The sequence below is a fragment of the Gordonia otitidis genome (assembly GCF_020735545.1).
GTDB classification, from domain to species: domain Bacteria; phylum Actinomycetota; class Actinomycetes; order Mycobacteriales; family Mycobacteriaceae; genus Gordonia; species Gordonia otitidis.
On record NZ_CP085974.1, the window covers coordinates 509,318 to 534,502 of the forward strand.

21 protein-coding genes are annotated in these 25,185 nt (G+C 66.0%); 11 read left to right on the forward strand and 10 right to left on the reverse strand.

The annotated features are described in order from the left end of the window. Nucleotides 1–5: 5 nt before the first annotated feature. Nucleotides 6–959 carry a 4-hydroxy-3-methylbut-2-enyl diphosphate reductase gene (locus LK459_RS02245; RefSeq protein WP_227921519.1) on the reverse strand — a complete coding sequence of 318 codons (954 nt, stop codon included), beginning with the start codon at nucleotides 957–959 and terminating at the stop codon, nucleotides 6–8. An 83-nt stretch (nucleotides 960–1,042) separates the two neighbouring features. On the opposite strand from LK459_RS02245, the gene LK459_RS02250 reads away from it, so the two are divergent. The 3 genes from LK459_RS02250 to LK459_RS02260 are packed head-to-tail and all read left to right on the forward strand — an operon-like array spanning nucleotide 1,043 to nucleotide 3,614. After that, on the forward strand, nucleotides 1,043–1,912 hold the full coding sequence (locus LK459_RS02250; protein WP_227921520.1) for a lipid droplet-associated protein: 870 nt from the start codon (nucleotides 1,043–1,045) through the stop codon (nucleotides 1,910–1,912). Then, the gene (gene xseA, locus LK459_RS02255; protein WP_407648703.1) at nucleotides 1,909–3,330 is read left to right on the forward strand and encodes an exodeoxyribonuclease VII large subunit; all 1,422 of its coding nucleotides are present in this window, start codon (nucleotides 1,909–1,911) and stop codon (nucleotides 3,328–3,330) included. Before LK459_RS02250 ends, xseA begins: the two co-directional genes overlap by 4 nt. Further along, nucleotides 3,327–3,614 carry an exodeoxyribonuclease VII small subunit gene (locus LK459_RS02260; protein WP_227921521.1) on the forward strand — a complete coding sequence of 96 codons (288 nt, stop codon included), beginning with the start codon at nucleotides 3,327–3,329 and terminating at the stop codon, nucleotides 3,612–3,614. The genes xseA and LK459_RS02260 overlap by 4 nt, the downstream gene beginning before the upstream one ends. A 34-nt stretch (nucleotides 3,615–3,648) precedes the next feature. On the opposite strand, the gene LK459_RS02265 is transcribed toward LK459_RS02260, so the two are convergent. Continuing rightward, nucleotides 3,649–4,221 (reverse strand): DUF4245 domain-containing protein, encoded by a 573-nt coding sequence (locus tag LK459_RS02265; RefSeq protein ID WP_007239499.1) that lies wholly within the window; start codon nucleotides 4,219–4,221, stop codon nucleotides 3,649–3,651. A 112-nt stretch (nucleotides 4,222–4,333) separates the two neighbouring features. Between LK459_RS02265 and LK459_RS02270 the strand changes: the two genes are divergently transcribed. From LK459_RS02270 to glpX, 3 genes are all read left to right on the forward strand, one after another. After that, on the forward strand, nucleotides 4,334–5,872 hold the full coding sequence (locus LK459_RS02270; protein WP_227923538.1) for an ABC transporter permease subunit: 1,539 nt from the start codon (nucleotides 4,334–4,336) through the stop codon (nucleotides 5,870–5,872). A gap of 68 nt (nucleotides 5,873–5,940) precedes the next feature. After that, nucleotides 5,941–6,720 carry an amino acid ABC transporter ATP-binding protein gene (locus tag LK459_RS02275; protein ID WP_227923539.1) on the forward strand — a complete coding sequence of 260 codons (780 nt, stop codon included), beginning with the start codon at nucleotides 5,941–5,943 and terminating at the stop codon, nucleotides 6,718–6,720. Between the two features lie 159 nt (nucleotides 6,721–6,879). After that, complete coding sequence (gene glpX, locus LK459_RS02280) at nucleotides 6,880–7,875, forward strand: class II fructose-bisphosphatase (RefSeq protein ID WP_007239496.1); 996 nt, start codon at nucleotides 6,880–6,882, stop codon at nucleotides 7,873–7,875. Between the two features lie 66 nt (nucleotides 7,876–7,941). On the opposite strand, the gene LK459_RS02285 is transcribed toward glpX, so the two are convergent. From LK459_RS02285 to LK459_RS02295, 3 genes are read right to left on the reverse strand one after another with little or no spacing between them, the layout of a single operon-like run. Beyond that, complete coding sequence (locus LK459_RS02285; protein WP_227921522.1) at nucleotides 7,942–9,378, reverse strand: wax ester/triacylglycerol synthase domain-containing protein; 1,437 nt, start codon at nucleotides 9,376–9,378, stop codon at nucleotides 7,942–7,944. After that, nucleotides 9,375–10,904 carry an HAD-IB family hydrolase gene (locus LK459_RS02290; RefSeq protein WP_227921523.1) on the reverse strand — a complete coding sequence of 510 codons (1,530 nt, stop codon included), beginning with the start codon at nucleotides 10,902–10,904 and terminating at the stop codon, nucleotides 9,375–9,377. The genes LK459_RS02285 and LK459_RS02290 overlap by 4 nt, the downstream gene beginning before the upstream one ends. After that, entirely contained in the window at nucleotides 10,901–13,141 is a 2,241-nt protein-coding gene (locus tag LK459_RS02295; protein ID WP_227921524.1) for a glycerol-3-phosphate 1-O-acyltransferase, read from the reverse strand. Before LK459_RS02295 ends, LK459_RS02290 begins: the two co-directional genes overlap by 4 nt. Nucleotides 13,142–13,333: 192 nt before the next feature. Between LK459_RS02295 and LK459_RS02300 the strand changes: the two genes are divergently transcribed. The 3 genes from LK459_RS02300 (at nucleotide 13,334) to LK459_RS02310 (ending at nucleotide 17,350) form a co-directional block, all read left to right on the forward strand. Further along, nucleotides 13,334–15,034 carry a fumarate hydratase gene (locus LK459_RS02300; protein WP_227921525.1) on the forward strand — a complete coding sequence of 567 codons (1,701 nt, stop codon included), beginning with the start codon at nucleotides 13,334–13,336 and terminating at the stop codon, nucleotides 15,032–15,034. A 199-nt stretch (nucleotides 15,035–15,233) separates the two neighbouring features. Further along, nucleotides 15,234–16,634 (forward strand): class II fumarate hydratase, encoded by a 1,401-nt coding sequence (locus tag LK459_RS02305; protein ID WP_007239491.1) that lies wholly within the window; start codon nucleotides 15,234–15,236, stop codon nucleotides 16,632–16,634. A 20-nt stretch (nucleotides 16,635–16,654) separates the two neighbouring features. Beyond that, nucleotides 16,655–17,350, forward strand: a complete 696-nt coding sequence (locus tag LK459_RS02310) for a PIG-L deacetylase family protein (RefSeq protein ID WP_227921527.1) — start codon at nucleotides 16,655–16,657, stop codon at nucleotides 17,348–17,350. 84 nt (nucleotides 17,351–17,434) lie between these two features. Here LK459_RS02310 and LK459_RS02315 read toward each other — a convergent pair whose 3' ends face one another. Beyond that, entirely contained in the window at nucleotides 17,435–18,397 is a 963-nt protein-coding gene (locus LK459_RS02315) for a L,D-transpeptidase family protein (RefSeq protein WP_227921529.1), read from the reverse strand. A gap of 208 nt (nucleotides 18,398–18,605) precedes the next feature. Here LK459_RS02315 and LK459_RS02320 point away from each other — a divergent pair, with 208 nt between their 5' ends. Both LK459_RS02320 and LK459_RS02325 read left to right on the forward strand, forming a co-directional pair. Further along, complete coding sequence (locus LK459_RS02320) at nucleotides 18,606–19,565, forward strand: phosphotriesterase family protein (RefSeq protein ID WP_227921531.1); 960 nt, start codon at nucleotides 18,606–18,608, stop codon at nucleotides 19,563–19,565. Nucleotides 19,566–19,605: 40 nt separating this feature from the next. Next, nucleotides 19,606–21,138, forward strand: a complete 1,533-nt coding sequence (locus LK459_RS02325) for an AMP-binding protein (RefSeq protein ID WP_227921533.1) — start codon at nucleotides 19,606–19,608, stop codon at nucleotides 21,136–21,138. A 51-nt stretch (nucleotides 21,139–21,189) separates the two neighbouring features. On the opposite strand, the gene LK459_RS02330 is transcribed toward LK459_RS02325, so the two are convergent. The 4 genes from LK459_RS02330 to LK459_RS02345 form a co-directional block, all read right to left on the reverse strand. Further along, complete coding sequence (locus LK459_RS02330) at nucleotides 21,190–21,885, reverse strand: TetR/AcrR family transcriptional regulator (RefSeq protein ID WP_007239485.1); 696 nt, start codon at nucleotides 21,883–21,885, stop codon at nucleotides 21,190–21,192. Nucleotides 21,886–21,951: 66 nt separating this feature from the next. Next, a complete protein-coding gene (locus tag LK459_RS02335; RefSeq protein WP_407648704.1) occupies nucleotides 21,952–22,989 on the reverse strand; it encodes a phosphotransferase family protein in 1,038 nt (345 codons plus the stop codon). Nucleotides 22,990–22,997: 8 nt separating this feature from the next. Next, nucleotides 22,998–24,302: an acyl-CoA dehydrogenase family protein gene (locus tag LK459_RS02340; protein ID WP_227921534.1), complete on the reverse strand. Its 1,305-nt coding sequence runs from the start codon at nucleotides 24,300–24,302 to the stop codon at nucleotides 22,998–23,000. 42 nt (nucleotides 24,303–24,344) lie between these two features. Continuing rightward, complete coding sequence (locus tag LK459_RS02345) at nucleotides 24,345–25,169, reverse strand: SDR family oxidoreductase (RefSeq protein ID WP_227921535.1); 825 nt, start codon at nucleotides 25,167–25,169, stop codon at nucleotides 24,345–24,347. Nucleotides 25,170–25,185 lie beyond the last annotated feature (16 nt).

Consider the following 25,185-nt stretch of genomic DNA (forward strand, 5'->3'; position numbering starts at 1 on the left):
CGTCGCTACTTCGCCGTCCGCGCGGGCCGCAACTCGCGCGGCAGCGCGAACGTCAGCGTCTCCTCGGCGGTGTTGACCTTCTCGACGGTGTCGTAGCCGCGCTCGGCCAGGTAGTCGAGCACCCCGCGCACCAGCACCTCGGGAACGGACGCACCGGAGGTCACGCCGACCGTCGAGACGCCGTCGAGCCAGGCGTCGTCGATCTCGCGGGCGTAGTCGACGAGGTGTCCGTCCTTGGCGCCGTTCTGCACGGCCACCTCGACGAGGCGTACCGAGTTGGACGAGTTCTTGGAGCCCACCACGATCACGAGGTCGCACTGCGGCGCCATGGCCTTGACGGCGACCTGCCGGTTCTGGGTGGCGTAGCAGATGTCGTCGCTGGGCGGATCGGCCATCTCGGGGAATTTCTCGCGGAGCCGACGGACGGTTTCCATCGTCTCGTCGACCGAGAGCGTGGTCTGCGACAGCCAGATCACCTTCGACTCGTCGCGCACGGTGACGTTGTCGACGCTGTCGGGGCCGTCGACGATCTGGATGTGCTCAGGCGCCTCGCCCGAGGTGCCCTCGACCTCCTCGTGGCCCTCGTGGCCGATCAGCAGGATGTCGTAGTCGTCGCGGGCGAAACGCTTGGCCTCCTGATGCACCTTGGTCACCAGCGGACATGTTGCATCGATCGTCTTCAGGCTGCGCTCGGCGGCGGTCCGATGTACCTCGGGAGATACGCCGTGAGCGGAGAACACGACGATCGCGCCCTCGGGAACCTCGTCGGTCTCGCCGACGAACACCGCACCGCGCTCGGTGAGCGTGTCGACGACATGTCGGTTGTGGACGATCTCTTTGCGCACGTAGACCGGTGCTCCGTGCTTGTCCAGGGCGCGTTCGACGGTCTCGACCGCTCGGTCGACGCCCGCGCAATAACCACGCGGCTCGGCCAGCAGGACACGCTTGGATTCAGACATGGTCTCCAGGGTACGTGGTGTGAGACCTCCGAACCGGCGTGCTCCGGGTTGGTGTGACGCAGACCAGATGGCAGAGTGTTGTCATGGTTCGCGCACCCTATCCTGCACGTATCGCCGCAGGTCTCATCGTCGTGGCAATCGAAGAGACCCGCCGACTCCCGACACGCCTGTTCACGCTGCCCATGACAGCGGTCAGTCAGACCCTTCAGGCGGGGATGCGCGCGCAGCAGCAGATCGCCGAACTCGCCATCAAGGGTGACGAGGCTCTCGACATGATCTTCGACAAACCGGACGAGCAGCCCGAGTGGGCCCGCTTCGACGAGGACGAGCTCACCGAGATCGATCCGGGAACCCCCATCGAGACCGCGGAAGTCGACGTCCCCGATGCCGAGGACGCGCCGGTCACGACGCCTCGCGCGACTCCGTCAACCGCGAAGGCTCCCCCGACGCAGAAATCCGCACCCTCGAGCAGCGCCGCACCGAAAAGTGCGTCACCAGAGAGTGCGGCCCCAAAGAGTGGAACACCGAAGAGTGGAACACCGAAGAGCGCGGCCCCGACAGCCACACCGGCCAAGAAAGCCACGCCGGCGAAGAGCGCCACGGACGCAGACGGTCCGTCGGACGCCGCATCATCACCGAGCGCGGCATCGCCGACGGCGCCGCGGGCCGACGCGGGGCGATTCGCGCTCTACAGCTCGGCTCCCGCAGATCTCGTCGCAGGCGACACCCCGACAACCGATGGCACCCCCGACGTCGACAAACCGGAGATCGTCGAGTTCATCGAGTACGACAACCTGACCCTGGCTCAACTGCGCGCCAAGCTCCGGGCCGTCGACCTCGACGATCTGACCGCCCTCGCGGCATACGAGGCGGCCACCAAGAACCGCGCGCCGTTCGTCACCATGCTCGACAACCGGATCACGGCACAGAACAAGCGGTCCCCCAACTCGTGACCTCGGCGCACGGAACGCCGACCGGCAGCAACCCCGCGGATTCCGGCACCAGGGGCTCCGCTTCCAGGGACTCGGGCAACAACGACTCAGGCAACAATGCGGACAACCCGTGGCCGGTGCGCACGGTCAACCGCAAGATCGCCGAGTGGATCAACCGCCTCGGTCAGATCTGGGTGGAGGGCCAGGTCACCCAGGTCTCGCGTCGTCCCGGAACGCGCACGTCTTTCCTGACACTGCGCGATCCGGCCGCCGACATCTCGATCACCGTCACCTGCAACCCTGATCTGCTGATGCGCACGGAGGTCCCGGTCACCGAGGGCAGCCACGTGGTGATGCTCGGACGCCCCGACTTCTACGCGGGCCGCGGGACGATCTCGTTGCGCGTCACCGACATTCGACCCATCGGCATCGGCCAGTTGCTGCTGCGGATCGAGCGACTCAAACAACTCCTCGCCGCCGAAGGTCTCCTCGATCCACGACTCAAGCGCCGGCTGCCGTTTCTCCCGCGCACGGTGGGCCTGATCTCCGGACGGGCCAGTGCCGCGCAACGCGATGTGATGACGGTGGCGGCCGCACGCTGGTCGCAGGTAAGCTTCGCGGTGCGTGACGCGCCCGTGCAGGGTCCGACGGCAGTACCGCGGATCCTGGCACACCTCGCCGAACTCGACGCCGACCCCGACGTCGACGTCATCGTCATCGCACGCGGCGGGGGAAGCGTCGAGGATCTACTCCCCTTCTCCGACGAAACACTCCTGCGTGCCGTCGTGGCGTGCTCGACGCCGGTGATCAGCGCCATCGGACACGAGCCTGACAACCCGCTTCTCGACCTCGTCGCCGACGTCCGGGCGGCCACCCCCACCGACGCGGCGAAACGGGTGGTCCCCGACGTCACCGCCGAGCTGGCCGGGATCGCCGAGATGCGCCGACGCAGCGCCCACGCCCTCCGGAACTGGGTTCATCGCGAGGAACGGGTGATCTCGGGGCTGCGCGCCCGACCGGTCCTGGCAAACCCGTTCACGATGATCGACCGACGCTCCGACGACGTCGAGCGCATGCGCCGCGACATCCGCCGCGACGTGGTCCGGATGGTGGATGCCGAGGAACGTCGCGTCGAGCACCTGTCGGCGCGGCTGTCCACCCTCGGACCCGCGCAGACACTCGCGCGCGGATACGCCGTGGTCCAACGCGTCGACACCGGCGAACCCCACGTGGTGACCTCGACCGACCAGATGCCGGCGGGAGCACGGCTGCGCATCCGCGTCGGCGACGGCGCCGCGCTGGCACAGGTCTCCGACGGCACCACAGACCCCGCCGACGGCACCGAAAAACCCGCCGACGGCACCACAGACCCCGCCGACGGCATCAGGAATCCCGCCGACGGCACCGGCAACCGCAGCACGAAGAGGAGCACCACGTGACCGGCCCTGCGAAAGGCAAGTCCGCCAAGCCGATTCCGGTCGAGCAACTCGGCTATGAGCAGGCTCGTGACGAGCTCATCGAGGTCGTCACGACACTCGAGCACGGGGGCCTCGACCTCGACGCATCCCTTGCTCTCTGGGAGCGTGGAGAAGCACTGGCCACGCGGTGCGAAGCACATCTGACCGGCGCCCGGGACCGCATCGAGGCCGCACTCTCGCACGAGGTAGACACCGACTCGGACGACGATCCGGACGCCGACGACGAGGATCTCGACGGCGAGTGACACCCTGTCCGGCGCGCCACACGCGCCACCGTGGTCAGGAACCGGTCTTCGGCAACGGCTCCTGAGCCAGCACGGACTCGGCCATCTGCTGCATCTCGGAATCGGGGCCACGCGACATCACTGCGATCCGCACGTCCGAGAGGTCGGTGATCCAGAACTTGTTGCCGTCGTGCGTCGAATAGGCCACCCAGGTGCGGCCACCGATCTCCTTGGTACCGGTTCCCGACGACACGTCATCACCACCGAGCTTCTCGACCAGGTCATCCTCGGACGCGTTGGTCTGCGTGAGCTGCAGGTATGCGCCGGTGCCGGTGACCCATCCGACATTGCTCGACGTCGAATTAGCTATCTCCTGCGTGCTGCCGGAGTTCGGTTTCCAGCCCTCGGGTGTCGGCGGACGTCGGATCGGGAACGGCATGATCCTGGCATCGGCGGCGAGGCCGTCCCGGACGTCGTAGGCGGGGGTCTTGTCATCCGACGCGGTGCCGGTCAGCCCGACCGAGCAATTCCCCGAGGCGATCGCGACGAGTGCGCACACCGCCAGCAACGGGATCAGCGTCCAGATCATGTCCTTGCCGCTGGTCAGGATGCGGGGTTTACTCGCCATGGCTCACGAGTATCCCAGTCGTCGACGACGCCTCGTGCCGCGGCCCTCGACGAGCGTGCCCGCGGCCACAGTTGCATCACGTCAGCGTCGGTCCCACGCGGTACCGTTCCGTATGCGCGCGCTACAGCTCGTCGTGTCCCGTCTCGGGTTCAGCACTGTGCTGGTTCGTCGCAGCGGACGGGTCGCCATCGCGGTGCTGGTCGCGCTGATCGCAGCCGGAGCCCTAGCCGCCTGCGGCAACTCCGACGGTCAACGCAACGGCATGGACGAGATCCGGTCGTCGGGCGTGCTGCGCGTCGGTACGGAGGGCACCTACGCACCCTTCAGCTATCGCGATCCGACGACCGGTCAACTCGCGGGATATGACGTCGACGTCGCGAACGCGGTCGCCGACAAGTTGGGTGTGCGCACCGAGTTCGTCACCACGCCATGGGATTCCATCTTCGCCGGCCTCGAGGCGGGCCGGTTCGACGTCGTCGCGAATCAGGTGTCGGTCACCCCGGAACGCAAAGCGAAATACGACCTCTCCAAGCCGTACGCCGTCAGCGAAGGGGTCATCGTCACGCGTGCCGACGACAACTCGATCCGTTCGCTCGACGACCTGAGGGGCAAGACCACCGCACAGTCGACGACGAGCAACTGGGCGCAGGTGGCCAAGGACGCGGGCGCGACCGTCGAGTCCGTCGAGGGATTCACCCAGGCGATCAAGCTGCTCAATCAGGGCCGCGTCCAGGCGACGGTCAACGACAGCGTCGCGGTCTACGCTTATTTCGCCGAGACCGGCGACACGAGTGTCAAGATCGCCGCCAAGACCGGGGACACGAGCGAGCAGGCATTCGCCGCCAGAAAAGACAGCGGCATCACCGGCGACATCAACAAGGCGCTCGACGAACTGACCGCCGACGGGACACTTTCCCGCATTTCGCAGAAGTACCTCAAAGCCGATGCGAGCGGCAGCGCGGCGGCCGGGCACCAACAGGCCGTTCCGCGGAGCACCTGGAAGATCATCGGCGACAACCTGTGGCCCATGGCGAAGGCAACGATCACCGTGACCATCCCACTCGCGGCGATCAGCTTCGTGGTCGGACTGGTGATCGCATTGGTCGTGGCGCTGGCGAGGCTCTCCGACACGCGGGTGGTCAACTGGCTCGCGCGTGTCTACATCTCGATCATCCGCGGTACGCCGCTGCTGGTGCAGCTTTTCATCATCTTCTACGCGCTACCCGAACTGGGCATCAAGGTGCCGCCGTTTCCCGCGGCCGTCGTCGCGTTCTCGCTCAACGTCGGCGGGTACGCGGCCGAGATCATCCGCAGTGCGATCCTCTCGGTTCCGAAGGGTCAGACCGAGGCCGCGCAGACGATCGGCATGAACTATCGCACGACGATGCGTCGCATCATCCTGCCGCAGGCGGCGCGCAATGCGGTGCCGGGCTTGTCGAACACGTTGATCTCCCTGGTCAAGGACACGTCCCTCGCGTCGACGATCCTGGTGACCGAACTCCTACGCGTTGCGCAGCTGGCCGCGGCTCCGACGTTCGAGTTCTTCGCCCTCTACACCACGGCCGCGATCTACTACTGGATCGTGTGCCTGGTGCTGTCCGCGCTGCAGAACAGACTCGAATCCCGACTGGGGAGGTTCGTGACACGATGACCGACCACGACCCGACGCATCCCGACGCCCCACACCACGAGCCACACGACGAGTCACACGACGGCCCGATGGAACGACCTACGCCCGACGCCCCACCCGGGCCCGTCGTCGACGTCGCCGGACTGACCAAGTCGTTCGGCGACAACCACGTGCTGCGCGGAATCGACTTCAGCGTCGACCGGGGCACCGTCACCGTCATCCTCGGCCCCTCCGGGTCGGGCAAGACGACGATCCTGCGGGCGCTCAACGCTCTCGACATCCCCGACGCCGGTGTCATCCGCGTCGGCACACAGACGATCGACTTCAGCGGGCAGTACACGAAGTCCGACATCGCCGCCTACCGCGCGCAGAGCGCGATGGTCTTCCAGAACTACAACCTCTTCCCCCACAAGACTGTGCTCGAGAACGTGATCGAGGGTCCGGTCATCGTGCAGCATCGCGCGAAGGCAGAGGCGGTCGCCGAGGCCGAGGCGTTGCTGACGAGCGTCGGGCTCGCCGACAAGCGCGACCAGTACCCCCACCAGCTGTCGGGTGGCCAGCAGCAGCGCGTGGGAATCGTCCGCGCCGTCGCACTGCACCCGCAGGTGCTGCTCTTCGACGAACCGACGTCGGCGCTGGACCCCGAACTCGTCGGCGACGTGCTGAAGGTACTCAAGAGTCTGGCCGAGGAGAGTTGGACGATGGTGGTGGTCACCCACGAGATCCGGTTCGCTCAGGAGGTCGCCGATCAGGTGTTGTTCGTCGACGGCGGCGTCATCGTCGAGCGCGGCGGCCCCGACGAGGTGATCACCCGCCCTGCCAAGGACCGCACCCGCCAGTTCCTGCGACGCATCCTCGACCCGCTCTGACCGAGGCCCCGACCCGCGTGCGCTGCGTCGACACGTCAGATCAGCCGCCGGGCGAGTGCGTCAGCTCCCGCGCGACGTGAAATGATGAGGGCGAGCATCACCGCCGACGCCCATCACCGTCGGCGCACCTCATCGCTGACGTCAAGGAGTCGATCAGACATGACAGCCGAGAACCACCAGGCACCCGACCGCAACCTTGCCATGGAGCTGGTGCGGGTCACCGAGGCAGCGGCGCTCGCCGCGGGACGCTGGGTGGGTCGCGGCGAGAAGAAGAAGGGCGACGGCGCAGCCGTCGACGCCATGCGCGAACTCCTCTCCACGGTGTCGATGCGTGGCGTCGTGGTCATCGGTGAGGGCGAGAAGGACGAGGCGCCAATGCTGTTCAACGGCGAGGAGGTCGGCAACGGGCTCGGCCCCGAGTGCGACGTCGCCGTCGATCCCATCGACGGCACAACCCTGATGGCCGAGGGCCGCCCCAACTCGATCGCCGTCATCGCGGTCAGTGAACGCGGCACCATGTACGACCCGTCGGCCGTCTTCTACATGGACAAGATCGCAGTCGGACCGGAAGCCAAGGGCGCCATCAACATCGACGAATCGGTCGAGTGGAACATCAACTCGGTCGCCAAGGCCAAGGGCATCGACGTCGGCGACCTGACCGTCGTGGTCCTCGACCGTCCGCGTCACGCCGATCTGATCGGTGAGATCCGCAAGGCGGGCGCCAAGATCCGCCTCATCTCCGACGGCGACGTCGCGGGCGCGATCGCCGCTGCCGGTGACTACTCGACCGTCGACATGCTGATGGGTGTCGGCGGTACCCCCGAGGGCATCATCACCGCGGTCGCGATGAAGTGCATGGGTGGCGAGATCCAGGGCAAGCTGTGGCCGCGCAACGACGAAGAACGCCAGAAGGCGATCGACGCCGGCCACGACCTCGACCGCGTGCTGGGCACCGACGATCTGGTCAGCGGCGAGAACTGCTTCTTCGCGGCGACCGGTGTCACGAACGGCGACATGCTGCGTGGCGTCACCTACCGTCCCGGTGGGGCGACCACCCGCTCACTGGTCATGCGATCGAAGTCGGGAACGATCCGTCGAATCGAGGCCGTGCACCGCACCACCAAGCTGCGCGAGTACGCCCGCCTCGACATCTAGTCGGTACCACCACGAGCCGGGACGTCTGCGCCAGACCTCCCGGCTCGTGCGGATCCCCGGGGTCGTTCAGACCACTCGCCGCATCCCGACCCGCACGGCCGCATCGTCGGCAGGGTCGGCGAGCGAGAGCACCTCGTCGAATCCGGCGACGATGCATTCGGCGAACAACTCGGGGTCGGTGATCGACGCCGCGTCGCAGTTCAATCCCAGGCATGCGGTGGCGTTGTGCGTGATCATGGTCGCCATCACCGCGCAGCCCGGCAACGGGCCGAAGGGGAACAAGCGCTCCACCTTCGCCCCGGCGACGAAGGTCTCCCACGGAATACCGGGCACGTTGCTTGCCTGTAGGTCGTTCATGCTCGTTGCGCCGCTGAACTGACCGAGGAGTTCACCGGGCATCCACGCCAGCACCGATCCGAGCGTGTTGAAGATGTCGACGGCGGGTTCGGTACGGGCCGCGCGGACCTGCTCACGGATCGTCAACACCCGTTCGAAGGGGTCGTCGATCGACATCGGCCCCGCCAGTCGGCCTACCGCTATCCTGTTGCCGCCCTCCGGGTCCTCGGGTCGACGCACCGAGATCGGGATCGCCACCGGGATCGCGTCGACCTCCTGCCCCATCTTCTCGTGATAGATACGGAAGCCGCCGATCAGTCCGCCGAGATAGACGTCGTTGATCGATGCTTTCATCGACGTCGCCGCGGCCTTCAACTCCGCGAACGGAACCTCGAACGCCAGAAATCGCCACGAGAGACTCCGGTGCGCGAGAAGCGGTGAACCGGGCGGACTGATCAGCCCGGCTACCCGGGGTACCGAACGCCCGTATCGCAAGACCTTGCTCAGCGCGCGTTTGGGATCGGTCAACGCGAGCGCACCACGTACGACGAGTCCGGCCCGATACGGCGTCCGCCTGATCTCCTGGCCGACCTGGCGAGCGAGGACCTCGAGCGCCGACAGTTCTGTCGGTGCGGGGGCCGGCGGCTGAGGCTTGTCCGGGATCGGATCGCGCGAGGTCGAATGAAGTTGCGCGAGCGCGAGAATCGCTCCGAGTCCGTCAGTCAGCGCATGGTGTGCCTTGAGGAAGTACGCTGTCTTCCCGTCGGCGAGTCCTGTGATCAGGTAGCCCTCCCACGGTGGGCGTGCGGGGTCGAGCGCCGTCATCGCCAACTGTTCGCAGGTGGTGAGCAGTTCACGCATCGACCCGTCGCCGGGCAGTCTGATCCGGCGGACGTGGTAGTGGAGGTCGAACTCCGGGTCGATGGCCCAGCTCGGGGTCCCCGTGTGCAGCGGCGAATCCACCACGCGCGAACGAAACCTCGGCGCCATGCGGCTACCCCAGTCGTGCGCCGCGATCAGTCGGTCCCAGTCGGGTTCGCAGTCGTAGATCTCGATCATGGAGATCGTTCCGCGTAGTCGTCGGTCGGTATCGCCGCGCCACATCAACGCGTCGACCGGACTCATGTGCTGCTCAGTCCCCCACTCGAGGGGTTGGTCCTCACTCATCCGACAGTCTCCCCTGCGTCGTCGCGCTTCTCGTCCTGCTGCTCAACACCCGTGTTCTGCGAACCCTCTTGTTGCGCAGCGCCACTCGGCTCCGGCCAGTCGGCCAACGCGGTGATGAACATCTGACGTACGTCCTCGGCGTGCTCGCCGATGGTCTCGGTCTGCCACGCCGACGTGTCGACGGGCGGGAGCACCCGAACCTCGATCGTGCCGGGCGCGACGAGTTGCGCACCACGCCACATCAATTCGCCGACATTACGTAGCACCACCGGCACCACCGGAACGCCCGCCTGCATGGCGATGTGGAACGGACCCTTCTTGAACCTCCCGATCCGGGGCGTCGGTGAGCGTGTGCCCTCCGGTGCCACCACGAGCGAGTAGCCGTCCTCGCGCAGCTTGCGGACCGCCGGCTCGAGCTGATCGATCGCTTTGCCCGCGTCCGCGCGGTCGATGAACACCAGCCCGGCGGCATCGAGTATCTGGCCGAACACGGGTAGTGAACGAATCTCCTTCTTCGCGACGCCGGTCGCCTCGCGCTGCACGAGATGGATCATGACGGGCAGGTCGAGCTTCGACTGGTGGTTGAAGGCAAAGACGCACGGCCGATCCGACGTCAGGTGTTCGGAACCCTCGATCACCTCGACATGCACACCGGCCAACGACAATCCGACGTCGTTCCCGCTGGCGATACCCGACTGGACGATCGTCTCGAATCGCCCGCGCTGCACAACCCCGCCCACGAGTCCAGCCGCAGCGCCTGCGAGAAACGAGCCGTACATCGCCCCGGTACGCAATGCCATGCCGAAGCGGTTGTGCGACGGATTGCGCAGATCGAGGATCGGCCACCCTCTGGCCTGCGCCTCGGCCCGCAGCGTGCGTCGCGGCGACACCGCGGCCGGATGTCCGACGCTCTCGAGGTAGGGGATGTCCTCGTTGCCGTCGCTGTAGGCGAACGACGCGTCGAGATCCATGTCGTGTTCGCGTGCCAGCGCGCGCACGGCTGCCGCCTTGCCCGGACCCCACAGCGGCCGGCCGAGCACCTCTCCGGTGACGATCCCGTCGATCACCTCGACGTCGGTGGCCAGGGCGTGGTCGGCGTCTATCTCCCGGGCGATGGGTTCGATCTGGAATCGGGTCGCCGACGACGCGATGACGATCCGATGCCCCATCTCACGGTGCGCGCTGAGGATCTGCCACATCTGGGGTCGGAGCTTGGCAGCGGTCTCGTGCCGAAAGAGACTGTCCCCCATGGCGAGGAGCTCCTCATAGGTCTTCCCTGCGAACGTCGGCTTGGTGGCCTCGAGCACCTCTGCATAGTCCTGTTCGGATTCGACGCCGCGCAGACCGATGAGCGCGAAGTCGGCAACCTCGCCGAGCCCGAATTCCATACTGCGTATCCGGGCACCGAAAATGGCTGTCGCGGAGAACCCGTCGATGAGGGTGCCGTCGTAGTCGAAGAAGGCACCGATGTGTTTGCCGCGCGGCGCCGAGCGGATCTGCGCCAGACGGTCGCCCAACGCACTCATACCGACGTCACTCCCGTCTGCTGGGCCTCGATCTCTGCGATCCGCGCCAACCGGTCCCGCATGTCCTCCACCTCGTCGAGCCACTGCAGGCGTGCCTCGACCACGTCGACGCCGTCGGCCGGGTCGATGAGTCCACGGTTGTCGGCCAGCTTGTACGCGGCGTCGTAGAGCTCGGTCGACACCGAGTCCCTGCTCTTCACCACTCCCTGCAGAGCCAGCTGTTTACCGAGTCCGAGGCAGTCGGTGATGATCTCCTCTTTCTCGCGTGGTTCGGTGTTCAGATCGACGAGTCGTCGAGCCATCACCAGCTGGGCGTCGAAGAACGGTTGCAGGGTGCGTCGCGCGAACAGCTCTCCCGACATGGCCGCGAAGGTGTCGTGCAACCAGGCGGGCGTTGGCCTGACGTGGCGCCACTCCGGTGCGATCAGGTCCATCTCGGCGCCGAGCCGATGCAGGAACTCCTTCTTCTTCGGGAAGAAGAACTCGAACTTGAGCAGATCCCTGATCCGCAGAGCCTCCGCCTGCGCGGCGGCCAGCCGTGTGTCGCGGTCCTCGTCGACCTCGTTGTGATCGGCCGCGAACAGCGCCACCTCGACGATCGCGCGATCGACGAAGTGGTGGATCGCGCCGTTACGGTAGTACGCCGCGACCGCATGGTTCTCACCCGCGATCGACCACACGTCGTCGATGCCACCACTGAAATGAGTGAGCACGCCTGCGTCGGTCAGTTCCTTGAGAGTCGACTTCAGTCCCAGCCCCCGACACATCGCCGGGTCCGGGCCGGGCAACCCGCGACGCTCGATGTAGGCGAGCAACGGCCGCAGGATGTGCTCGATCTCTGTTGCGGTGTATGCCCTGTCACCGGCCCCGAGCAAGGCGAAGCCGGCCAGCGAGGTCGCCGAAATCGGTGTGGCGGCATTGATCTCGTCCATCACCTTGAACGCGATCTTCTCCAGCCGCGCGGGGTCGTCCTGGTCGTGCTCGGCGATCGACTCCCGCAACGAGAACGGCTCCCCGAAACGTACGCGAGCCTCACCGAGATACGACCGCTGCGCCTTGGCGTATTTGAGCAGCCAGGTCATGTCCTCCGGCTTCTTCGTGCCACCTGCCGCCTCGCGGGCGATCGCCGAGATCTCGTGCAGTTGGTCGTAGACGATGGAGGTGGGCACGACCATCACGTCGGCGGTGTCGAGTTGCTCGATGGCGTCGACGACGTAGGCGAGCAGTCCCATCATCGGTGGACGCAACTTGCCGGTACGGCTGCGTCCGCCCTCGATGTACCACTCGAGGTTGAAGCGCTTCTCGACGATGAACGAGAGGTAGGCGCGCATCGCGAACTTGTAGATGGGATCGTTGCCGAACTTGCGCCGGATGAAGATCACACCCGCGCGCCGCGCGATGGGCGCGAGCGGCCACAGCGCAAGATTGTTGCCGCCGAGCACCAGGTTCGGTGGAAAGTCGTGGCGGCGCAGCGCATCCGCCAGCACCAGCGTGTCGACATACGACCGGTGTGACGGCAGGAAGACCAGGCCGTGTGACTTGTTGAGGTTCCGCAGCTCGCTCAGGGTGTCCAGATCGACCGACACCGTCCAGGTACGTTCGTAAAGTTTGCCGAACGTCGTCGAGAAGACGTCATCCATCAGCGGGCTCTGCGTCGCCACGAACGTCGACATCTTGTCGATCGCGTCGGAGATGATCGCTGCCACCGGCCGACCGAGATCTGCTGCGAGCTTCGCAGCGTTGGCCTGGAAACGCGCCGACGAACCTATCTGTTGCGCCACGAGTTTGGGCACCTTGTACCGGTCACCGATGAGCTGGCGTTCGGCGCGCTCTGCCGACAGTGCGGCCGCCAATGCAACGAAGTCCGCGAAGTCCTCTCCCTCGGCCGATGCCTGCTCGTGTCGGAGCCGCAGCTCCTCGACCGTTGCCGCTTCCCCGGCAACCACACGGGCACGGTCGGGCGAGCGCTTCTTGATGGCCCGCTGCCGGAAAGCCGGTGGGCGACGGGGATTGGAGAGCACGAGGACGTCTGCCACCGACACCCGCCGTTCGCCTTTGCGAATGGGCGGCAGCCAGACGACGCGCGCGGGGATCAGCGTCGTGTCGGGGTCGAGCGCGTCCGTGTCGATCTCGTCGAGCGTGCGAACGGGAGCCTCCGGATGTCGGTTCGACGCCCATTCGGCCACGGCCTCGCGTTCGCAGGATGTGCGTACCTCTGCCAGCACGATCGCAGCCAATGCGTTCCCCTCCCGTGTTGATCTCAGTGAATCGGACACAGTGAACTGAATCTGTGATCCACCACACAGTAATACCCGCATTGTGTTCGGCCCGCGCGGGGGCCGATTCGTCGACATCGCCGCACGGTGGCCTGTGCCACAGCTCTCGACGGCACCCACGAGGGCGCTGACCGGCCGCGATAGAGTTTGCGCGTGAGCAAACCAGCCCTTGCTCCGGAGTTCCGCTATGCCGATTTGCTGCCCTCCGGCGCCGACGACACGCCCTACCGTCTGATCACCAGAGAGGGGGTGTCCACATTCGACGTCGACGGTCAGACCTTCCTCAAGGTTGCGCCGGAGGCACTCGAACGACTGACGTCCGAGGCGATGCACGACATCAGTCACTACCTCCGGCCGGCCCATCTGCGCCAGTTGCGCAGGATCATCGACGATCCGGAGGCTTCGGGCAACGATCGGTTCGTCGCGCTCGATCTGCTCAAGAACGTCAACATCTCGGCTGGCGGCGTGCTGCCGATGTGTCAGGACACCGGCACCGCGATCGTCATGGGAAAGAAGTCCGAGGGCGTGCTGACCGGTGTCGACGACGGCGAGTGGATCTCACGCGGTGTCTACGACGCCTACACCAAGCTCAACCTTCGCTACTCGCAGCTCGCACCACTGACCACGTACGACGAGAAGAACACGGGCACCAATCTTCCTGCGCAGGTGGAGATCTACTCGACGCAGCAGGGACCGAAGGGTCCGGAGTACAAGTTTCTGTTCATGGCCAAGGGCGGCGGGAGCGCCAACAAGTCGTTCCTGTTCCAGGAGACCAAGGCGATCCTCAACCCCGACCGGCTGCTCTCCTTCCTCGACGAAAAGATTCGCTCGCTCGGCACTGCGGCCTGCCCGCCGTATCACCTCGCGGTGGTCATCGGCGGAACGTCGGCGGAATTCGCTTTGAAGACGGCCAAGTACGCGTCGGCGCACTACCTCGACACGCTCCCGACGGAAGGGTCGATGTCGGCGCACGGGTTCCGTGATCTCGAACTCGAGGAGAAGGTGTTCGAGCTGACCCAGTCCTTCGGCATCGGAGCACAGTTCGGCGGCAAGTACTTCTGCCATGACGTCCGCGTCGTGCGTCTGCCACGTCACGGCGCCTCGTGCCCGGTGGCCATCGCGGTCTCCTGCTCGGCCGATCGCCAGGCTCTCGGCAAGATCACCGCCGACGGCGTCTTTCTCGAGCAGCTCGAAACGGATCCGGCACAATACATGCCCGACGCCGGCGTCGCCGAGGACATCGAGGGCGGCGAGGTCGTCCAGATCGACCTGAACCGCCCGATGCCCGAGATCCTCGCCGAACTGTCGAAGTACCCGGTCAAGACGCGACTGTCACTGACCGGCCCACTCGTCGTGGCCCGCGACATCGCACACGCCAAAATCAAGGAACGCCTCGACGCGGGCGAGCCGATGCCGCAGTACCTGCGCGACCACCCCGTGTACTACGCGGGCCCCGCCAAGACGCCCGAGGGCATGGCGTCCGGTTCGTTCGGTCCGACGACCGCGGGTCGGATGGATTCCTACGTCGAGCAGTTCCAGGCCGCAGGTGGGTCGATGGTCATGCTGGCCAAGGGAAATCGCTCCGCCCAGGTCACCAGGGCGTGCGACGCCCACGGGGGCTTCTACCTCGGTTCGATCGGCGGTCCCGCGGCCCGCCTCGCCCTCGACTGCATCAAGAGCCAGGAGGTCGTCGAATACCCCGAGCTCGGCATGGAGGCGGTGTGGAAGATCGAGGTCGAGGACTTCCCCGCGTTCATAGTCGTCGACGACAAGGGCAACGACTTCTTCACCGACCCGTCCGGCTCGGTCACCGTGCCGCTGGGCGGCGTGCGGATTCGGTCGAAGGAGCGCTGAGCGAGCGGTCTCGCGGCTCGTGCTCTTCCGGGCACGGACACCGCACCGCGGCGTCGATCATGATCCCCAGTGCCTCTGCCGTACACAGGTGCCAGATCCTGGCACCTGTGTACGGCAGACGCGGCCCCACAACCCGCTGCGAGTAGCGTTGTTTGAGGTAGTCCTAACCCACCGTCGAGAACCGGAGGACGAGAGACAGATGGCGCAGCAGCAGTACCGCATCGAGCACGACACCATGGGAGAGGTCAAGGTCCCCGTCGACGCGCTGTGGCGCGCGCAGACGCAGCGCGCAGTGGAGAACTTCCCGATCAGCCACCGCCCACTCGAGCGCACGCAGATCCGGGCAATGGGACTACTGAAGGCAGCCTGCGCACAGGTCAACAAAGACCTCGGTCTGCTCGACGCCACCAAGGCCGACGCCATCATCTCCGCGGCCAAGGAGATCGCCGACGGCAAGCACGACGACCAGTTCCCGATCGACGTCTTCCAGACCGGCTCGGGTACCAGCTCGAACATGAATGCCAATGAGGTCATCGCCTCGATTGCCAAGGGCAACGGTGTCGACGTCCACCCGAACGATGACGTGAACATGTCGCAGTCGTCGAATGACACGTTCCCGACGGCGACACATGTCGCGGCCACCGAGGCTGTCGTCACCGACCTCATCCCCGCGCTCGATCATCTCAGGCTCGCGCTGTTGGCCAAGGCCGAGGAGTGGCGTGAGGTGGTCAAGAGCGGGCGCACCCACCTGATGGACGCGGTTCCGGTCACGCTCGGCCAGGAGTTCAGCGGATACACGCGACAGGTCGAGGCCGGAATCGAACGCCTGACCGCTACACTCCCGCGCGTCGGCGAGGTACCGATCGGTGGCACAGCAGTCGGTACAGGACTCAACGCCCCCGACCATTTCGGCACGAAGGTCGTCGCCGAACTCGTCAAGCTGACCGACGTCGACGCGATCACGTTGGCCAAGAACAACTTCGAGGCCCAGGCGGCGCGCGACGGCCTCGTCGAACTGTCGGGTCAGCTCAAGACGATCGCGGTCTCGCTGACCAAGATCGCCAACGACGTCCGCTGGATGGGCTCCGGCCCGCTGACCGGACTCGCCGAGATCCACCTCCCCGACCTCCAGCCGGGCAGCTCGATCATGCCGGGCAAGGTGAATCCCGTTCTGCCCGAGGCGGTCACGCAGGTCGCCGCCCAGGTCATCGGCAACGACGCCGCGGTCACGTGGGGCGGTGGCAACGGCGCGTTCGAACTCAACGTCTACATCCCGATGATGGCCCGCAACGTGCTCGAATCGTTGAAGCTGCTCGCCAACGTCTCGCGGCTGTTCGCCGACCGGTGCATCTCCGGACTGCGAGCCGACGAGGAGCGCTTGCGGACTCTCGCGGAGAGCTCGCCGTCGATCGTCACGCCGCTGAACTCCGCCATCGGCTACGAGGAGGCCGCGGCGGTGGCAAAGCAGGCACTCAAGGAGCACAAGACGATTCGACAGACCGTCATCGACCGCGGTCTCGTGCCCGACAAGCTCAGCGAGGAGGAACTCGACAAGCGCCTCGACGTGTTGAAGATGGCCAACCTCGACCACAAGCGTTGAGCCGTCGATAGAGTCAGGCCATGTCCGATCTGACACCCTATCCGACCGACTGGCACACCGCGCTGGCACTCGTCGCACATCCCGACGATCCCGAATACGGGATGGCGGCGGCGGTTGCGAAGTGGACCGGCGAGGGTAAACGCGTGGTGTACGCCCTCGCGTCGAGCGGTGAAGTCGGCATCGAGGGGATGGACGCTGCGCAGGCAGGCCCGCTGCGCGAGGGTGAGCAGCGAGCGTCGGCCGCGATTGTCGGCGTCGGCGAGGTCGAGTTCTGGGGCTTTCCGGACAGCAACATTCGCAACACGCCGGAACTGCGTGCGGCGGTCGCAGACACCATCAGGCGTGTCGATCCCCAAGTGGTGCTCTCCCTCTACGGCGGCGCGGAGTGGGCTCCGGGTAAGCCCAATCAGCGCGACCACATGGAGTTCTCCGCCGCAGTCCTCGACGCCTACGACTCTCTCGCCGAGGACGCCCCCCGATGGTTGTTCGAGAACGGCCCGCACCCGACCCATGCGGTCGATGTCACCGACCAGGTCGATGTTGCGGTGAAATCCCTTGCCGCACACGAGGTGTATCTGGGGGTACTCGACCCGGCCACACCCGTCGTCGAGCAGGCCCGCGCACAGGTCGAGGCGATGACCGCGCCGCGCGACGACTTCGGCGGTCGCCACGCGGCGTGCTTCGAGCTCAAGCGGGAGAACGTCGCGTCACACTGACCTCCATCGACAAACGTGGGTCGAATCCGAGAAGCGGTGCTCTAGCACCCACATCTTCGGATTCGACCCACGGTCGGTCTAGGGCTACTTCGTTCCCAGCAGCGTCGGGATGAGGTTGACCAGCTGGGTCAGCAGATCGCTCAATCCCTTGTCGCCCAGGATGTCCGACACCCCCGGAAGACTCGGTGTCGTGGGAGTGGTCGGCGTCGTGGGAGTGGTTCCCGACGGCGCGGTGGTGCTCGGGGCGTCACCCGTCGGCGCGGCGGCGTTGACCCCGATGGTGATCTTCGGGTGCTTGGCCGGGTCGAGCCAGACGAGGATCTTCTTCATCAGCTCACGGTCGATTGCCACACAGCCCTGCGTCGGCTCACCGTTGGTGACGTGGAGGAACATCGCCGACGCCTTGCCCGGCACACGTTGCGGATTGTGGGCGATGTTGACGGCGTAGTCGTAGACCGGACCGGAGTCGTAGAGGTTCTCGCTGTCGCCACCGGGGCTCTTGGCCGACCGGACGTGTGTGTTGTAGGTCGGCGACTTCATGTTCGAGTCCCACCAGTCCTGGCGCGTGGCCTGGAAGTAGGGCATCTTCGTGCCCGGATTCGCTTCCCTGCCGAATGCCTGGTCGAGCGCGAAAGTGCCCTCGGGCGTGCGGGGCACGTTGTCCTTCGGTTCGCCCATCCCCTGCGATCCCAGGAATGCCTTGGTCGGTCCGAATGCGGGCTTCCACGACTTGTCGGCGCCCTTTTCGAAAGCGGTGAGTGTCGCAGTGGTGTCGGTGGCCTTCGGCGCGGTCACCACGATCATCTGGCTGGTGTCCGACGCCGTGGTCCCCGGCGTCGTCGATCCATTCCCCGCGAGCTTGTCGAGGAGTCCGTCAACCGCGGGAATTCCTATCGACGGAATCGGTGACGTGCCCGACGTCCTCGGAGTGGTCGGGGTTGTCGGACTTGTGGGGGTTGTCGAGGTTCCCGGCGCGGCCAATGCCTGGCCGGCACCGGCAACGATTGCGGCCATCACCGCAATCACCACAAGTCCCAACAGTCTCATTCGCCTCATCAGTAACTTCTGCACCACACCAGTGTGACAAATGGCAAGACGTCTTGAGTCTCAGGGGGATCACGGTGCTGCACTGATCGGATGACACCGACCCCTCGGACAAGCACTTGAACATGAACTCAGTCTCATCTACTGTCCAGTGGTGACGCAGCACACACCACGTGGTCCGCGGCTGCTCACGCATCGCGAAGGGAATCTGATGAGCACTGTCAACACCGTTACCGGCCCCGTGAGCTCGACCGACCTGGGTAGGACCCTCATCCACGAGCACATCTTCGTCGTCGGCGAGGAACACCGGGAGAACTACCAGGACGACTGGGATGAAGACCAGAAGATCGCCGACGCGGTTCGCGACCTCACCGAGCTCAAGAGTCTCGGCATCGACACCATCTTCGATCCGACGGTCCTCGGGCTCGGACGCTACATTCCGCGCATCAAGAGCATCGCCGACCAGGTCGACCTCAACATCGTGGTCGCGACCGGGCTCTACACCTACAACGACATTCCTTTCCAGTTCCACTACACCGGTCCGGGACTGCTGTTCGACGTCGACGAGCCGCTGGTGGGCCTGTTCGTCCGCGACCTCACCAAGGGAATCGCCGACACCGGGGTTCAGGCGTCGTTCCTCAAGTGCGCCATCGAGGAACCCGGCCTGACCCCGGGCGTGGAACGGGTGATGCGGGCCGTCGGCCAGGCACACGTACAGACCGGTGCGCCGATCACCGTGCACACCAATCCGCACACCGGTTCGGGTCTTGTCGCCCAACGGGTGTTGGCCGAGGAGGGAGTCGATCTGACGAAGGTCGTGATCGGGCACTCCGGCGACTCCACCGACCTCGACTACCTCATGAAGATCGCCGACGAGGGATCGATTCTCGGGATGGACCGGTTCGGACTCGACGTCCTGCTGCCGTTCGACGATCGCATCAACACGATCGTCGAACTGACCAAGCGCGGCTACGCCGATCGGATGGGGCTGGCACACGACGCGTCGTGCTTCATCGACTGGTTCGACCCGGTGGCCAAGAAGCAGGCCGTACCCAACTGGAACTACCGACACATCAGTGAGGACGTCCTGCCCGCACTGCGCGAGCGCGGGGTGAGCGATGCCGACATCGACACCATGCTGGTCGACGTCCCGCGCCGCTACTTCGAGTGACCACCACGCCCCACCGATCCACTGCCCCGAGAGACCTACCATGGCCAATCCCGTTGCCGCCCTGTGGAAGGGCGCAGACACCCACCCCGACCGGATCGCCGTGCGCAGCGGCGACCGCATCCTGCGTTACGGCGAACTACGCGACCGAATCACCCGCAGCGCAGCGTACTTCGCAGGTCACGACGTGGCGCCCGGCGACCGCGTCCTGCTGGTTGCACCGTCGATTCCCGAGTTCGTCATCGCGTACTACGGACTCCACACGATCGGCGCGACCGTCATCACGGTCAACACGATGTCGACCAGGCATGAGATCGACTACGTGGTCGAGGATTCCGGGACGTCACTGATCGTCGCATGGCACGAATCCGCAGCGGCGGCCGATCTCGTCGCGACCGACCGCGGGATCCCGTTCGTCGAACTCCGAGCATTCGAGGAGAATGCGAATGCGGGTGGGCCGTCCGTCGACGCATTCTTCGAACGCGAGGAGGACGACACCGCGGTCATCCTGTACACCTCCGGTACGACCGGGAAGCCCAAAGGTGCGCAGTTGAGCATCGCGAACGTCAACGCAGCCCCGGTCGCATTCCGGTCGGCACTGCGCCTCGCCGACGATGAACGTTGGGCCACCGCACTTCCACTCTTCCATTGCTTCGGGCAGGTGGTCGTCATGCACAACGCCCTGACATGGGGTGGCAGCCTGTCACTGCTCTCGCCGTTTGCGCCCGTCGAGTTCATGAACCGCCTGCGCGACGAACGTGCCACGATCGCCTGTGGTGTGCCGACGATGTGGAATGCAATGCTGCAGAACGCATCCGGTTACACCGCCGACGACTTCGCCGACCTCCGGTTGGCGTGCTCGGGTGGGGCGTCGATGCCGGGCGAGGTGATCCGTGCGTTCGCCGATACATTCGGGTGCGCGATCCTCGAGGGCTACGGCCTCACCGAGACCGCAGGCACCGCGACGTTCCGCAACCTCGACGGTGCGCCGAAGGTCGGGACCGTCGGTCCGGCGTTGCCCGGCTTCACGATCGAGGTACGCGACCCGGACGGCGCACCGCTGTGCGCCGACGAGGTCGGTGAGATCTTCATCAAGGGACCGACGGTGATGACCGGATACTGGAACCGGCCCGACGCCACGGCGTCCGAACTCGTCGACGGATGGCTGCGCACCGGGGACATCGGCTCGATGGACGCCGACGGCGACGTCCGGATCATCGACCGCGCAAAAGATCTCATCATTCGTGGCGGCTACAACGTGTATCCACGCGAAGTCGAGGAGGTGCTCTACGGCCATCCCGATATCGTGGAGGTGGCCGTGGTCGGTGTCCCCGACACCCACTACGGCGAGGAGATCGCCGCAGTGATCGCGGTCGGCCCTGGCGCAGTGGTCGACACAGCTGCGCTACGCGAATGGGCGAAGGAACGTCTCAGCGCCTACAAGGTGCCGCGCATCGTCCACGTCGTCGACGCACTTCCGAAAGGCGCGACCGGCAAGATCCTCAAGCGCGCGATCGACCGCGACTCGCTGCGCGAGCTCACCTCGAGTAGCTCGGGTACACCGCGTTCTCGATAGGTTGCCGTCGGGATCGGTGCAGTGGTGCGGCGACCGTGTGCCGGGTCCGCGCTATGCGCGGTCGGGGCGTCGAACTCCGATTGCGTTGACCCACAGTCGCGTGGCGGTGTCGACCATCATGTCGATGTCGATGGGCTCGCCGCCGACCACGAACGTCTGATATGCCATGCGCGACACCATGCCCGACAGTGCCGCGGCTGCGGCGGTGGGGTCGAGTTCGGGATCTGCGATGCCACGCTCCTGCAGTTCTCTGATGTGGCGCGCGTTTCGCTCGACGAACACCAGACTGCGTTGGCGCCGCTTCTCACGGAACTGCGCCATCGTCGACGAGACCTGCTCGAGTACCAGACGCAAACCCGCGTTTCGCCGATACGCCTCGAAATAGGCCCGGTTGGCCGCGGCGAGGATCTCGGTCGGATCGTCCTCGGAGCCGGGTTCCACATGCGGAAAGCCCGGATGCAGCATGTCCTGGTGGGCCTCGGCGAGCACGGCGTCGAGAACTTCTTCCTTGCTGTCGAAGTAGGTGTAGAACGATCCGATCGAGCACTGCGCCTCGGCGGTGATGTCGGTGAGTCGTGAATCGGCGAACCCATCACGTTCGAATACCGTGCGCGCCGCGGAGACCAAGGCTGCCCGTGTCCTCTCGCCCCGGGCGGTCAGTGGCTTTCGCACGCTCGAGGCAGCCGCCACCGACGGCACCTGCAGCGCGTCGTCGTGCGCGGCGGTCTCGTCGGGGCGGACGCTCATCTGGCTCTCCTGTCACCGGCCACCTCGTGGCCTACCGAATGATCGGAACCGCTCAACGGTATCGGCTCACGACAATCCAGCCTCATCGGCCATCGCTGTCGCCTTGTCGACGAAGCGGTCGACCACGGCCGCGGTCGGCACTCCCGTCGCGGCGCGATTGGCCGGATCGTCCTGGACCCGCCGCACGACGCCCTCGGCGATGATCGCGACCTTCCACAAGCCGAGCGCCCGCCAGAACTTCAGCGCTTGCGGGTCGCGCCCGGTGATCCGCAGATAGTCTGCTGCCACGTCGGCGGGTGTTGGGAATCCCTCCATCGTTTCCGCGCTGAATCGCCCCGGGATCTCCTCTCCCACCTCGGGCCAGTACGCGAGCGTGCTGCCGATGTCGGCGAGCGGATCTCCGAGCGTCGAGAGCTCCCAGTCCAGTGCGGCCCGCACGTCGCCGGTCTCCTGATCGACCATGACGTTGCGAATGTGGAAGTCGCCGTGAACCAACGACATCTCACGCTGCTCCGGGACGTTGTCGGTGAGCCGCCGCGTCAGGGCGTCGAGCGCTGGAAGCTCGCGGGTCTTGGAATGATTCCATTGCGCCGTCCACCGCTTGAGCTGGCGCTGCGCGTAGGGCTTGTGGCTTGCGAGATCGGTCAGACCCGTCGCGTCGAGGTCGACGGCATGGATGTGGGCCAGGGTCTGCATCATCGACGTCCCGACGTTGCGCCGCGCCGCCATCGGCATCTTCTCGGCGCTCTCGCGCTTCTCCAGGGAGATGCCGTCGACGAACTCCATGATCACGAGCGGTACCGGGGCCACCGCCTCGTCGGCGCAGACACCGTACACGGCAGGAACCGGGACGTCGGTCGGTGCCAGTGCCGACAGGATGCGCGCCTCACGGGCGACGTCGTGGGCCGACGCGAGCAGGTGGCCCACGGGCGGGCGGCGCAGGACGTATCGTCGGCCGGAGTCATCGGAAAGCAGGTACGTGAGGTTCGACTGTCCGCCACCGATTCTCGTCGTCCGCACGTCACCGTCGAGCTCGATCCCGTTGGCCGAGAACCAGGTACTCAGCCCATCCGGGTCGACCTCGGGAATGGACAGGCCGGCCACCGATGAACTCACCACCGTGCCGCCAGCGCCTGATCAGACACACCCGCAACGGTTTCCGGTGCAGGACCGGTGCGATACGGCCGGAGTTCGCGACGCGCGATCGCCCGCTTGTGCACCTCGTCGGGGCCGTCCGCCAGACGCAGCGTTCTGATGTGCGCGTAGGCCATCGCGAGGGGGAAGTCGTCGGTGACCCCCGCGCCGCCGTACACCTGGATCGCGCGGTCGATGATCTTCAGCGCGACGTTGGGCGCCGCGACCTTGATGGCCGCGATCTCGGTGGCTGCGGCCTTGTTGCCGACGGTGTCCATCATGTCGGCGGCCTTGAGGGTCAGCAGACGCACCATCTCGATGTCGATGCGCGACTCGGCGATCCAGTCCTGGATGTTCGCGCGGTCGGCCAATGGCTCTCCGTAGGTGACGCGCTGGGTGGCGCGGGCGCACATCAATTCGAGTGCGCGCTCGGCCATCCCGATCGTCCGCATGCAGTGATGGATTCGTCCCGGTCCGAGTCGCGCCTGCGCGATCGCAAAGCCTTCCCCCTCGCCCTTGAGGACGTCGGCCACGGGGACGCGCACGTTCTCGAAGAGAAGCTCTCCGTGGCTCTCCCGGTCGACGTAGCCGAACACCGGGAGGTTGCGCACGATGGTCAGTCCAGGCGCGTCGGTCGGGACGACCATCATCGACTGCTGCTTGTGCGTCGGCGCAGTGGGATCGGTCTTGCCCATCACGATGAGCACCTTGCAGTCAGGCCGAACCGCGTTCGACGCGAACCACTTTCGTCCGTTGAGTACGTACTCGTCGCCGTCGCGGACCATGGACATCTCGATATTGGTGGCATCCGAGCTCGCCACCGCCGGTTCGGTCATCGCGAAAGCCGAGGAGATCTCGCCGGCGAGCAGCGGCTTGAGGTAGCGCTCCTTGTGTTCGTCGGTGCCGAAGAGCGTGAGCACCTCCATGTTCCCGGTGTCCGGTGCGTTGCAGTTGAACACCTCCGACGCCCAGACAACGCGCCCCATGATCTCGGCGAGCGGCGCGTACTCGAGGTTGCTCAGCCCCGGCCCCCACTCCTTGTGTGGATGGCTGCCACGATCGTTCCCGCTCGCTCCGCTCCCGGCGAACCAGAGGTTCCACAGCCCCTCGGCGCGCGCCTTCTCCTTGAGCTGATCGAGGATCGGCGGGTTGGCGTGCGGGTTGTCGAGCTCGCGCATCTGCTGCTCGTACACCGCCTCGTTGGGGTAGATGTACTGATCCATGAAGTCCAGCACGCGCTGGCGGTATTCCGCTGCGCGCGGCGACATCTCGAAGAGGCTCATCGGGTTCTCCTTACGGTGGAAGGCTGTGGGCGAACGGGGTCGTCAGGCGTCAGCGAGTTGACCGCGCAGCGTGTGCTGGTATCGGCGCATCCCGCGCAGCCAGCGGTCGTAGTCGGCGCCCTTGTTGCGATACATCTCGAGGACCTCGGGGTGCGGCAGGATCAAGAAGTGCTCGTCGGCGATGGCGGCGAGGACGACTTCTGCACATTCATCGGGGGTGAGCACCCGTCCGGCGGTTTCCACCGCACGCTGCATCAGCAGCGCGTCCGGGTCGTCGGGCTCGGTCGTCGGTCGCAGCAGTGCGGTGTCGACGCCCATCGGGCACAGGCAACTCACCTTCACACCCGCGTCTCCGTAGGTCACGCTCAGCCATTCCGAGAAGGCCACCGCTGCGTGCTTGGTCGTCGAATAGATGGCCGAACCGATTTGCGTCAGCAACCCCGCGGCCGACGCCGTGGACACGAAGTAGCCGCCACCACGTTCTACCCACTCGGGCACGAGTCGACGGGCCGCCCGGACATGTGCGAGCACATTGACGTTGAGCGCGACGTCCCAGTCGGCATCGGTGGCCGAGAGCCCTGGACGACCACCGATGCCTGCGTTCGCGACATACATGTCGACGGGACCGAACCGCGACTGCGCCAGGGCGATCGTGGCATCGATGTGGTCGGACGACCCCGCATCGCCTGCCAGCGTGGCGACGTTGTCGCCGGTCGGGTCGACCTCGGCTGCCGCGCGGGTCAGCGCCTGTTCGTCGAGGTCAGTGGCGACAACGCGCGCACCGCCTGCGATGAGACCGCGCGCGAGCGCCGACCCGATTCCCCCGGCAGCACCTGTGACGATCGCAACACTTCCGTCGACGTTCATAGACGAAACCGTACTT